Annotated in this window: 9 protein-coding genes and 1 pseudogene; 8 read left to right on the top strand and 2 right to left on the bottom strand. The window is 60.8% G+C overall.

The annotated features are described in order from the left end of the window. Positions 1–26: 26 nt before the first annotated feature. Positions 27–644 (top strand): annotated as a pseudogene (locus TK42_RS27065) (M12 family metallopeptidase); the annotation flags it as partial. Between the two features lie 163 nt (positions 645–807). Here TK42_RS27065 and TK42_RS01465 read toward each other — a convergent pair. Further along, positions 808–2,451, bottom strand: a complete 1,644-nt coding sequence (locus TK42_RS01465) for a Na+/H+ antiporter (RefSeq protein WP_103733449.1) — start codon at positions 2,449–2,451, stop codon at positions 808–810. Between the two features lie 266 nt (positions 2,452–2,717). Here TK42_RS01465 and TK42_RS01460 point away from each other — a divergent pair, with 266 nt between their 5' ends. The 4 genes from TK42_RS01460 to TK42_RS01445 all read left to right on the top strand — a co-directional run bounded on the left by TK42_RS01460 (position 2,718) and on the right by TK42_RS01445 (position 5,776). After that, on the top strand, positions 2,718–3,026 hold the full coding sequence (locus tag TK42_RS01460; protein ID WP_241092152.1) for an arsenate reductase: 309 nt from the start codon (positions 2,718–2,720) through the stop codon (positions 3,024–3,026). A 31-nt stretch (positions 3,027–3,057) separates the two neighbouring features. Then, positions 3,058–4,092 carry a 2,3,4,5-tetrahydropyridine-2,6-dicarboxylate N-succinyltransferase gene (dapD, locus tag TK42_RS01455; RefSeq protein ID WP_103733448.1) on the top strand — a complete coding sequence of 345 codons (1,035 nt, stop codon included), beginning with the start codon at positions 3,058–3,060 and terminating at the stop codon, positions 4,090–4,092. 68 nt (positions 4,093–4,160) lie between these two features. After that, complete coding sequence (locus TK42_RS01450) at positions 4,161–5,366, top strand: aminotransferase class V-fold PLP-dependent enzyme (RefSeq protein WP_103733447.1); 1,206 nt, start codon at positions 4,161–4,163, stop codon at positions 5,364–5,366. After that, positions 5,363–5,776, top strand: coding sequence for a SufE family protein (locus tag TK42_RS01445; RefSeq protein WP_103733446.1), 414 nt, complete (start codon positions 5,363–5,365; stop codon positions 5,774–5,776). The genes TK42_RS01450 and TK42_RS01445 overlap by 4 nt, the downstream gene beginning before the upstream one ends. Positions 5,777–6,274: 498 nt before the next feature. Here TK42_RS01445 and tcdA read toward each other — a convergent pair whose 3' ends face one another. After that, positions 6,275–7,084 (bottom strand): tRNA cyclic N6-threonylcarbamoyladenosine(37) synthase TcdA, encoded by an 810-nt coding sequence (gene tcdA / locus TK42_RS01440; RefSeq protein WP_371920232.1) that lies wholly within the window; start codon positions 7,082–7,084, stop codon positions 6,275–6,277. 217 nt (positions 7,085–7,301) lie between these two features. On the opposite strand from tcdA, the gene TK42_RS01435 reads away from it, so the two are divergent. The 3 genes from TK42_RS01435 to TK42_RS01420 all read left to right on the top strand — a co-directional run bounded on the left by TK42_RS01435 (position 7,302) and on the right by TK42_RS01420 (position 12,108). After that, the gene (locus TK42_RS01435) at positions 7,302–9,893 is read left to right on the top strand and encodes a glycosyltransferase (RefSeq protein ID WP_005785555.1); all 2,592 of its coding nucleotides are present in this window, start codon (positions 7,302–7,304) and stop codon (positions 9,891–9,893) included. Between the two features lie 254 nt (positions 9,894–10,147). Continuing rightward, entirely contained in the window at positions 10,148–11,299 is a 1,152-nt protein-coding gene (gene dapE, locus TK42_RS01425) for a succinyl-diaminopimelate desuccinylase (protein ID WP_005785553.1), read from the top strand. Then, positions 11,299–12,108, top strand: a complete 810-nt coding sequence (locus tag TK42_RS01420) for a putative RNA methyltransferase (RefSeq protein WP_103733445.1) — start codon at positions 11,299–11,301, stop codon at positions 12,106–12,108. Before dapE ends, TK42_RS01420 begins: the two co-directional genes overlap by 1 nt. The last annotated feature ends 22 nt before the right edge of the window (positions 12,109–12,130 follow it).

Genomic DNA, 12,130 nt, shown 5'->3' with positions numbered 1-12,130 from the left:
CCATCAATGGGAACAAAGCCTGTTAAATGCTCCACCCACGTTCATCTGGTACACACGCTCAGGTGAACGACATGCCCCCCACCATCCCAACCCGTCCCGTTTCTCCTCACTCCGTGAGCGCACCTCACAGTAGAGCCAAACGCGGCGTCGCCATGCCGGACAAACTATGGCCTCAACATTCAGTGCTGACCATCTCGCGACTGAACATGACACAGGAACAAAAGGATCTGGTACAGCACAACATCAATAAATGGGCGCCGCACACTAACCTCTACTTGAAATTTATTGACAGCCCTAACGGTGACATACGCATTACTGCAGACAATAACAGTCACGCCGGATGGTCAAGCGTGGGAACCGATGCAAAAAACGTCCCCCTCTCCAAACCGACCATGAGTATTGGCTTCAAAGATTCACCGGACAGCATTGCCGCGACGGTTCAACACGAATTCGGCCACGCCCTGGGTTTGAAGCATGAGCACCAGCATCCGGATCGCACACTGGACCTGAATAGACAGAATATCTATGACGAGTACGAGTCGCGTAGGCAATTCAGCTATGAGGCCGATAACAATATCATCAGGACTTTTTCACGCCCCCAGGTAACAGCCTCTGCAAACTATGATGACAAATCTATCATGCACTATGGCTTTCCTGCTTCAAGACTCAACAGTGGTCCCCCCATCCCGCGCAACTTCAAACTGTCTGAAGACGATAAAAAGTTCATGCAGTCGCTCTATCCAGAAGATAAAACTCTCTTGGGCAAACTGCTCAATTCAAGCATCCGGGCAATGATCAGTTCCAGCCCTACTCAACACTTCCCAAGTTCGCTTCACTCATATCCAGATCCGCCAATACCTCGCGCAGTACATCGTCGCCAATCTGATGCTGGCGACTCAAACGGTAGAGCTCCAGGCGCTGCGCACGTAGCGCCTTGAGCCTCAGCCTGCGCTCCAGTTGATCCATTTGCAGCGCCAGTGCCTGAGCCTCGGCCGAGTCATTGAATACGTCCAACTGATGACGATACTCCGCCATCAGCCGCGCCTTGAGCTCGGTGGCCAATGCAGCCTGAGCGGCATCCGGCGTTTCGGCTTCGACGGGTTCTTCGACCTCCAACGCATGGATCGCCGCCACGGCGGTCTTTTTCCAGGCCTCGCGCACTTCGTTGTGGCGCTTCTCATCCGGACTTTTCTCCACGCCACGCAACAGCAACGGCAGGGCAATGCAAGCGGCGACCAGCGATAGCAGGATGACCCCGGCGGCGATAAAGATCAGCAGGTCACGCTCAGGGAAATCCTGGCCCGGCGCCAGCAGCAAGGGCACCGACATGACACCCGCCAACGTCACCGCACCGCGGACACCGCCGACGGTCAGCAACCAGCAGGAGCGCGCCGTCGGCACCAGGGTCAGCGCGCTTTTGCCACGCAGCCTGCGCAGCAACCCCGACAGCCGCCAGATGCTCTGCACCCAGATAAACCGCAGCACCACCAGCACCAGAAAGATCGCCACCACGTCCAGGCAGCGGTACAACAGGGTGGGCCACAGGGTGGTTTCGTGGCTGACCACAGCCTTGATGATGTCCGGCAGTTGCAGGCCGAGCAGCAGGAAAATCAGGCCATTGAAGGCAAACTCCAGCAGCGACCAGACGCTGCGGTTGAGCAACCGCGTACTGGTCTGGCGCGGCAGCAGGTCGAGCCAGCTCTGCATCATGCCCGCCGCCACCGCCGACAAAATGCCCGAAGCGCCCAGACGCTCAGCCAACACGTAGGCAGCAAAGGGCAACAACAGCATGAACACCACATGGGTCGCGGGGTCATCCCAGCCCCGTGCAATCATCCACGCGCGCAGACGGCCGACCAGCCAGCTCAACGCCACCCCGACCGCCAAGCCGCCCACGGCGACCAATACAAAGGTCAGGCTGGCATCCGCCAGGGAAAACACCCCGGTCAACGCCGCCGCCAGGGCAAACTTGAAGGTCACCAGGCCTGACGCGTCATTCATCAGCGCCTCGCCTTGAAGCATGTGCATCAGCGGTTTAGGCAAGCGATTCTGAGAAATGGCCGACACCGCCACGGCATCCGTCGGGGATAAAACCGCCGCAAGGGCAAAGGCCACCGGCAAGGGGATCGAGGGCAGCAACCAATGAATGAAGTAGCCGGCGCCGACCACGGTAAACAGCACCAGGCCCACCGCCAATGTCAGAATCGGGCCACGCAGGCGCCACAATTCGCGCTTGGGCATGCGCCAGCCATCGGAAAACAACAGCGGCGGCAGAAACAGAAACAGGAACAGCTCCGGGTCCAACGCCACATGCAGCCCCAATGTGGGCCAGGCCAGCAAGGCACCGGCGGCAATCTGTAGCAAGGGCAACGGTAGCGGGATGATGCGTCCGACCAGACGCGAAAAGCTGACCAGCATCAGCAGGATAAGAACGGTGTAGGCGGTTTGCATAACGCGGGTTTCCAGGACAATCGACTTGCAACGACACATCAGGCAACAACTGGCCGTTGAAGTGCCATATTACCCCGCTATGTTACTCGCCTAAGCCGCGCACCGGCTTTTGCACAAAAGTCGCAGGATGCTGACGAGCGGCGCCGAAACCGGCTGGTCGTGGCATAATCCGTGATCTTTCATTTTTCATTGGTCCAAAGGGGGGCAATTCCTTGACCGCTTCAAGCAAAACCCTGCACCTTTTCGGCATCAAAGCCTGCGACACCATGAAAAAGGCGCGCACCTGGCTCGATGAGCACGCGCTGAGCTACGAGTTCCATGACTACAAAACGGCCGGTATCGACCGTGAACACTTGACCCAATGGTGCAACGAGCACGGTTGGCAGGTGGTTTTGAACCGTGCGGGCACCACCTTTCGCAAACTCGAAGACGAACGCAAAGCCGATCTCGATCAGTCGAAAGCCATTGAATTGATGCTCGCACAACCCTCGATGATCAAGCGCCCAGTGCTCGATCTCGGTGACAGAACCCTGATTGGCTTCAAGCCAGATAGTTATTCGGCGGCCCTCAAGTAGGCCAGCCTTCCATTTTTGTAGAGGTAACAGCATGTCCAATTCCCTGTTCAGCCTGGGCTTCGGCGTCGGCACTCAGAACCGCCAAGGCGCTTGGCTGGAAGTGTTTTACGCACAACCGTTGCTCAACCCGTCGGCCGAGATCGTTGCCGCCATTGCGCCGATCCTGGGTTACACCGAGGGCAACCAGGCGATCACGTTCACCATCAGCCAAGCGCTGCAACTGGCAGATGCACTCAAGAACGTCGACGCCACCCAAGCCGCGTTGCTGAATCGCCTGGCTGAAAGCCACACTCCACTGGTTGCCACACTGCTGGCCGAAGACGCCGCGCTGACCTCCACGCCAGAGGCCTACCTCAAGCTGCACTTGCTGTCCCATCGCCTGGTCAAGCCTCACGGCCTGAACCTGACCGGCGTGTTCCCGCAGTTGCCGAACGTGGCCTGGACCAGCCAGGGCGCCATCGACATCGCCGAACTTGCCGAGCGCCAGCTCGAAGCGCGTCTGCGTGGCGAGCTGCTGGAAGTGTTCTCGGTGGACAAGTTCCCGAAAATGACCGACTACGTGGTACCGGCCGGCGTGCGCATCGCTGACGCTGCGCGTATCCGCCTGGGCGCCTACGTGGGCGAAGGCACTACCGTGATGCACGAAGGCTTCGTCAACTTCAACGCCGGCACCGAAGGCCCAGGCATGATCGAAGGCCGTGTATCGGCAGGCGTGTTCGTCGGCAAGGGTTCGGACCTGGGCGGCGGCTGCTCTACCATGGGCACCCTGTCGGGCGGCGGCAATATCGTGATCAAGGTGGGCGAAGGCTGCCTGATTGGCGCCAACGCCGGCACCGGTATCCCGTTGGGCGACCGCAACACCGTGGAGTCGGGCCTGTACATCACCGCCGGCACCAAGGTTGCGCTGCTTGACGAGCAGAACCAGTTGGTCAAGGTGGTCAAGGCGCGCGAGTTGGCCGGTCAACCGGACCTGCTGTTCCGCCGCAATTCCGAGACCGGTGCCGTGGAGTGCAAAACCCACAAATCGGCCATCGAACTGAACGAAGCGCTGCACGCTCACAACTAAGCAGCCACTCGATGCCACTAGCGGGCCGCACCTTCGGGTGCGGCTCGCTTATACGAGTCTTGATCACCATGCTTGTGCCCTCCCCCTGGCGCGCCGATTTCCCGGCGATCGCCACCCTGCAAAGGCAAGACCAGACCTATCTGGACAGCGCCGCCACCGCCCAAAAACCCCAGACCCTGCTGGATGCCATCAGCCATTACTACGCCAATGGCGCAGCCAATGTGCACCGCGCCCAGCATTTGCCGGGGGCCCATGCGACCCAAGCCTTTGAGGACAGTCGCAGCAAGGTCGCGCAGTGGTTGAATGCGGGCGACAGCGGGCAGGTCGTATTCACCCACGGCGCTACCTCTGCGCTGAACCTCTTGGCCTATGGCCTTGAGCACCTATTCAATGCGGGCGATGAGATAGCCATCAGCGCCCTGGAACACCACGCCAACCTGTTGCCCTGGCAGCAATTGGCCAAACGGCGTGCGCTGACGCTGGTGGTATTGCCCCTGGACGATGACGGCGTGATCGATCTGCAAGCCGCCGCATCATTGATCGGCCCGCGCACGCGCCTGCTGGCGGTGAGCCAGTTGTCCAACGTGCTGGGCACCTGGCAGCCGCTGGAAGCGCTACTGACGCTGGCCCAGGCAAACGGTGCCCTGACTGTTGTGGATGGCGCCCAAGGCATCGTGCATGGTCGCCACGACGTACAGGCCCTGGGCTGCGATTTCTACGTATTTTCCAGCCACAAGCTCTACGGCCCGGACGGCATCGGCGTGCTGTTCGGTCGCAACGCTGCCCTGCATCACCTGCGCCACTGGCAGTTTGGCGGCGAGATGGTGCAGCAGGCAGATTATCAAGGCGCCAGCTTCCGCCCTGCCCCACTAGGGTTCGAAGCCGGCACGCCGCCCATTGCCGGCGTGATCGGCCTGGGTGCCACCCTGGATTACCTGAGCTCACTGGATCAGCACGCCGTGACCGCCCATGAAGCGGCACTGCACGACTATTTGCTGCGCGGGCTGAAAGCACGCAATGGCGTGCGCGTACTGGGATCACCGCAAGCAGCGCTGGTGAGCTTTGTGGTGGACGGTGTGCATAACGCCGACCTGGCTCACCTGTTGACCGAGCAAGGCATCGCCGTGCGCGCCGGGCATCACTGTGCAATGCCACTGCTCAAGGCCATGCACTTATCCGGCGCCATTCGAGTGTCCCTGGCGCTGTACAACGACTCCGATGACCTGGAGCGCTTCTTTGAAGCGTTGGACCAGGCGCTGGATATGTTGCGATGAGCTTGCCAGTGGACGCGATGGCTGCGCTGCAGGCATTCCAGGCTGTCGGCGGTTGGGAGCAGCGCGCGCGGATGCTGATGCAATGGGGCGAGCGACTGCCCGCGTTGGCGGATGATGAAAAGGTCGACGCCAACCTGGTGCAAGGCTGTGAAAGCCTGGTGTGGTTGGTGGGGCATTTGCAGGACGGCCATTGGCAGTTTGCTGCCAGCAGCGAGGCGCGAATGATTCGCGGGTTGGTGGCGCTGTTGCTGGCGCGGGTCAATGGGTTGTCGGCTGATGAACTGCAAGCGGTGGATTTGCCGGGTTGGTTTGCACAACTGGGCCTGTCCCGGCAGCTGTCACCATCGCGCACCAACGGCTTGAATGCAGTCCTGCAACGTATGCGCGAACTAAGCCATACACACAACTGAATGTGGGAGGGGGCTTGCTCCCGATGGCGGCGTATCAGCCACCAGATCTATCAATCTGACACTCCAACTTGATAGCAACCGACGGTAACCACGATGCGAAGCGAGCCGCTCTTGATCTCGATCTTAGGCGCCCCGTTAAACCACGCTGGCCGGAATTCGACAGGGATTTGGGGGGTAAACCGGCAGGGATGCCGGTTTAGCCGCCCCGCGCCATGGATGGCGCGTGGCGGCGGCCCCCAAAATCCATGGCGGATTGCGGGCACACCGAGCCTAAGCGAGGTGCCGAGTGGTGGGGCAAGAGCCCTTTTGGTTACTTTTGGCTGGGCCGGCATTCCGGGCTCTTTTCCAAAAGTGACCCGCTGTAAAAGCGGAACCAATAGCGGCCGTTACCTAAATAACGGATATGTACTCGGTCTAATCCAACATCCTGGTCGGCCCTGAGGCCGCCATCGGGAGCAAGCCCCCTCCCACATTTTGAACGGTGTGAAACTCTGAGACTCAGAGGGGCTTGACCCGCTCCGAAGGTCTGCGCACCCCAGCCACAATCTTGTCCACCGCCTTGGTCGCCGCCACCATCCCGAAGGTAGCCGTCACCATCATCACCGCGCCAAACCCGCCCGCGCAGTCCAACTTTACGCCGTCGCCAACAAAACTCTTCTGCAAACAGATGCTGCCATCCGGCTTGGGGTAGCGCAGCTGCTCGGTGGAAAACACGCAGGGCACACTGTAATGGCGAGTCACTGTGCGCGAGAAACCGTAGTCCCGCCGCAGTGTGGAGCGCACCTTCGAGGCCAGCGGGTCATTGAAGGTGCGGTTCAGGTCGCACACCTGGATCAGCGTCGGGTCAATCTGCCCGCCAGCGCCGCCGGTGGTGATGATCTGGATCTTGCGGCGCTTGCACCAGGCAATCAGCGCCGCCTTGGCGTTGACGGCGTCGATGCAGTCGATCACGCAGTCGATATTCGGGGTGATGTACTCCGCCATGGTGTCGCGGGTGACGAAATCCGCCACGGCATGCACGGTGCAATCCGGGTTGATGCCTCGCAGGCGCTCGGCCATCACTTCGACCTTGGGCTTGCCCACGGTGCTGTCCAGGGCGTGCAACTGGCGGTTGCTGTTACTCACGCAGACATCGTCCAGGTCAAACAGCGAAATCTCGCCCACCCCGCAACGGGCGATCGCTTCCGCCGCCCAGGAGCCCACGCCGCCGACGCCGACAATCGCCACATGGGCCGCTTTCAAGCGTTCCAGCCCTTCGATGCCGTACAAGCGGGCGACGCCTGCAAACCGCGGATCTTCTGTACTCATGATCATTACCCCAAAAACCGGCGCGCATTATGGACTACAGCGCGACAAGTTCGAAGCTTCCAGCTACAAGTAAAGAACTTAGGTGGACTTTCGCAGACTAACGTCCGGCTTTTCTCTGTCTGCTATACGCTCAGGGAAAGGCCGGTGTAGGATGCGCGCCGTTCGGCGTAGGCCGACACCTCTTTTCGTTCCGCACCTTTTGGAACCCGACATAACCATGGCATCGCGTAAATTTGGACTCAACCTGGTGATCGTGCTGGCCATCGCCGCGCTGTTCACCGGTTTCTGGGCGCTGATCAACCGCCCAGTCACCGCTCCCAACTGGCCTGAACAGATCTCCGGGTTTTCCTACTCGCCGTTCCAGCAAGGCCAGTACCCGCAGAAGAATCAGTTTCCGACTGAAGAGCAGATGCGTCAGGACCTTGCGATCATGAGCAAGCTGACAGACAACATCCGTACCTACTCGGTCGATGGCTCCCTGGGCGAAATCCCCAAGCTGGCCGAAGAGTTCGGACTGCGCGTGACCCTGGGGATCTGGATCAGCCCGGACCTTGAACGCAACGAGCGTGAAATCCAGCGTGCCATCGAGATCGCCAATAACTCGCGCAGTGTCGTGCGCGTGGTGGTCGGCAACGAAGCCTTGTTCCGTGACGAAATCACCCCTGAAGCGCTGATTGTGTTGCTGGACCGCGTGCGCGCTGCCGTGAAAGTGCCGGTGACCACTTCCGAGCAATGGCACATCTGGGAAAAGAACCCGCAACTGGCCAAGCACGTCGACCTGATCGCCGCGCACATCCTGCCGTTCTGGGAGTACATCCCGATGGACAAGGCCGGCCAGTACGTACTCGACCGTGCCAAGGATCTGAAGAAAGCCTTCCCGAAAAAGCCGCTGCTGCTGTCGGAAGTTGGCTGGCCGAGTAACGGCCGTATGCGCGGTGGTAATGAATCGTCGCCGGCTGACCAGGCCATTTACCTGCGCACCCTGGTAAACAAGCTTAACCGCCAGGGTTACAACTACTTCGTGATCGAGGCCTTCGATCAGCCGTGGAAAGTCAGTGACGAAGGCTCGGCAGGTGCTTACTGGGGCGTGTTCAACGCCGCGCGCCAGCAGAAATTCAATTTTGAAGGCCCGGTCGTTGCTATCCCGCAATGGCGGGTGCTGGCCATCGGCTCGGTGGTGCTTGCACTGCTGTCCCTGACCCTGTTGATGATCGACGGCTCGGCGCTGCGCCAGCGGGGCCGGACCTTCCTGACCTTTATTGCGTTTCTGTGCGGGTCGGTACTGGTATGGATCGGCTACGACTACAGCCAGCAATACAGCACCTGGTTCAGCCTGATAGTCGGCGTGTTGCTGGCCCTCGGTGCTCTCGGCGTATTTATCGTGTTGCTGACCGAAGCCCACGAACTGGCGGAAGCGGTATGGACCCACAAGCGCCGGCGTGAATTCCTGCCGGTAGAAGGCGATTCGGACTACCGTCCGAAAGTGTCGATCCACGTGCCGTGCTACAACGAGCCTCCGGAGATGGTCAAACAGACCCTCGACGCCCTGGCTGCCCTCGACTATCCGGACTACGAAGTCCTGATCATCGACAACAACACCAAGGACCCGGCGGTATGGGAACCGGTGCGCGACTACTGCGAAACCCTGGGCCCGCGCTTCAAGTTTTTCCACGTCGCACCCCTGGCTGGTTTCAAGGGGGGCGCGTTGAATTATCTGATCCCGCACACCGCCAAGGATGCCGAAGTGATCGCGGTGATCGACTCGGACTACTGCGTGTCACCCAACTGGCTCAAGCACATGGTGCCGCACTTCGCCGATCCGAAAATCGCCGTGGTGCAGTCGCCCCAGGATTACCGCGACCAGAACGAAAGCACCTTCAAGAAGCTCTGCTACGCCGAATACAAAGGCTTCTTCCATATCGGCATGGTTACCCGCAACGACCGTGACGCGATCATCCAGCACGGCACCATGACCATGACCCGTCGCTCGGTGCTTGAGGAACTGGGCTGGGCCGACTGGTGCATCTGTGAAGACGCCGAACTGGGCCTGCGCGTGTTCGAGAAAGGCTTGTCGGCAGCGTACTACCACGACAGCTACGGCAAGGGCCTGATGCCAGATACCTTTATCGACTTCAAGAAACAGCGTTTCCGCTGGGCCTACGGCGCGATCCAGATTATCAAGCGTCACACCGCCAGCCTGATACGTGGCAAAGACACCGAATTGACTCGCGGCCAGCGCTACCACTTCCTCGCGGGCTGGTTGCCGTGGGTAGCGGATGGCATGAACATCTTCTTTACCGTCGGCGCGCTGTTGTGGTCGGCGGCGATGATCATCGTGCCGACACGGGTCGACCCGCCGTTGCTGATTTTCGCAATCCCGCCGTTGGCGTTGTTCGTGTTCAAGGTCGGCAAGATCATCTTCCTCTACCGTCGTGCCGTAGGGGTGAACTTGAAAGATGCGTTCTGCGCGGCCCTGGCCGGGTTGGCGTTGTCCCATACCATCGCCAAGGCGGTGTTGTATGGCTTCTTCACCACCAGCATTCCGTTCTTTCGCACGCCGAAAAACGCGGACAACCATGGCTTCTGGGTAGCGATCTCTGAAGCCCGCGAAGAAATGTTCATCATGCTGCTGCTGTGGGGCGCCGCGCTGGGGATCTACCTGGTGCAGGGCCTGCCAAGCAATGACATTCGCTTCTGGGTCGTGATGTTGCTGGTGCAGTCGCTGCCCTACGTGGCTGCGCTGATCATGGCGTTCTTGTCGTCGCTGCCGAAACCGGCGCCGAAGGCTGAGCCCGCCACGGCTGTGTAAAAACTTGCGCAATGCACTAAACGGCGGCCTCTGGCCGCCGTTTTGCTATAAGATAACGGCCCTTTTGTGAGACTTGGCCTGGCCCAATTCTATGTGGGGGCTGGCTTGCCTGCGATGCAGACGCCGCGGTCTGACAGGCACACCGCAGTGATGCTATCGCAGGCAAGCCAGCTCCCACATTGGAATTGCGTCGCTCCAGGCTCGATATTTCCACATTCGTCCTGCGCCCATCACACGCTTTCCGGAGTTTCCCCATGACGGCCCATGCCGACCTTTCGCCGACCCTTCAACTGGCCATCGACCTGATCCGTCGCCCCTCGGTCACGCCGATCGATGCCGATTGCCAGAAGCTGATGATGCAGCGCCTGGGCGACGCCGGTTTTGCGCTTGAACCGATGCGTATCGAAGACGTAGACAATTTCTGGGCCACCCACGGCAAGCACGAAGGCCCGGTGCTGTGCTTCGCCGGCCATACCGACGTGGTGCCGACCGGCCCGGTGCAGGCCTGGCAGAACGACCCATTCGACGCCTTGATCGATGAAAACGGCATGCTTTGCGGCCGTGGCGCGGCAGACATGAAAGGCAGCCTGGCGGCGATGCTGGTGGCGGCGGAACGCTTTGTCACCGACTACCCGGACCACAAGGGCTCGGTCGCCTTCCTGATCACCAGCGACGAAGAAGGCCCGGCGCATCACGGCACCAAGGCCGTAATCGAACGCCTGGCTGCACGTAAGGAACGCCTGGACTGGTGCATCGTCGGCGAACCGTCGAGCACCACCCTGGTGGGCGATGTGGTCAAGAACGGCCGTCGTGGCTCCCTCGGTGCCACCTTGACCGTACGCGGCGTACAGGGCCACGTGGCTTACCCGCACCTGGCGAAGAACCCGATCCACCTGGCTGCAGCGGCTCTGGCCGAGTTGGCTGCCGAGCATTGGGATGACGGCAACGCCTTCTTCCCGCCGACCAGCTTCCAGATTTCCAACCTCAACTCCGGCACCGGCGCCACCAACGTGATCCCCGGCGACCTGACGGCGGTGTTCAACTTCCGCTTCTCGACCGAATCCACCGTCGAGGGCCTGCAACAGCGGGTCGCGGCCATCCTGGATAAACATGGCCTGGACTGGCATGTGGATTGGGCGCTGTCGGGCCTGCCGTTCCTCACCGAGCCGGGTGCGCTGCTGGATGCAGTATCTGCCAGTATCAAGGCGATCACCGGGCGTGAGACCAAGGCGTCCACCAGCGGCGGTACTTCCGATGGGCGCTTTATCGCCACGCTGGGCACCCAGGTGGTCGAGCTGGGCCCGGTCAACGCGACCATCCACCAGGTCAACGAACGCATCCTGGCCAGCGACCTCGATGTGCTGACCGAAATCTATTACCAGACCCTGATCAAGTTGCTCGCCTGATGCTTGCCTGCCCCATTTGCAGCGCACCGCTCAACGCGGTGGACAATGGCGTGGCGTGCCCGGTCGGGCACCGTTTCGACCGTGCGCGCCAGGGCTACCTGAACCTGTTGCCGGTGCAGCACAAGAACAGCCGCGACCCGGGCGACAACCTGGCCATGGTCGAGGCACGCCGTGACTTCCTCAACGCCGGGCACTACGCCCCGGTGGCCAAGCGCCTGGCCGAGCTGGCCGCCGAGCGCGCACCGCAGCGCTGGGTCGACATCGGCTGTGGCGAGGGTTACTACACCGCGCAAATTGCCGAGGCGCTGCCCGACGCTGATGGCTATGCCCTGGATATATCCAAGGAAGCGGTCAAGCGCGCGTGCAAACGCAACCCGGCGCTGACCTGGTTGATCGCCAGCATGGCCCGAGTACCCTTGGCCGATGCCAGCTGCCAGTTCCTCGCGAGCGTGTTCAGCCCGTTGGACTGGCAAGAAGCCAAGCGCCTGCTCAGCCCCGGCGGCGGCTTGATGAAGGTCGGCCCGACCAGCGGCCACTTGATGGAACTGCGCGAGCGCCTGTACGACGAAGTGCGCGAGTACACCGATGATAAACACCTGGCCCTGGTGCCGAAGGGCATGAGCCTGGCGCACAGTGAAACCCTTGAGTTCTCCCTGAGCCTGGCCGAGCCTGCCGACCGCGCCAACCTGCTGGCCATGACGCCTCATGGCTGGCGGGCGAGTGCCGAGCGCCGCGCCGAAGTGATCGAGGCGGCCGAGCCGCTGCAGGTCACGGTGTCGATGCGCTACGATTATTTCGTGCTTCAATAGCTGACTTTACAAATATCCGCGA

This window comes from Pseudomonas sp. GZJR-8 (genome assembly GCF_002916705.1).
In the GTDB taxonomy this organism is placed as follows: Bacteria; Pseudomonadota; Gammaproteobacteria; order Pseudomonadales; family Pseudomonadaceae; genus Aquipseudomonas; species Aquipseudomonas synxantha_A.
Note: the sequence above shows the minus strand (reverse complement) of the source record. Positions and strands in the feature narration are given on the sequence as shown.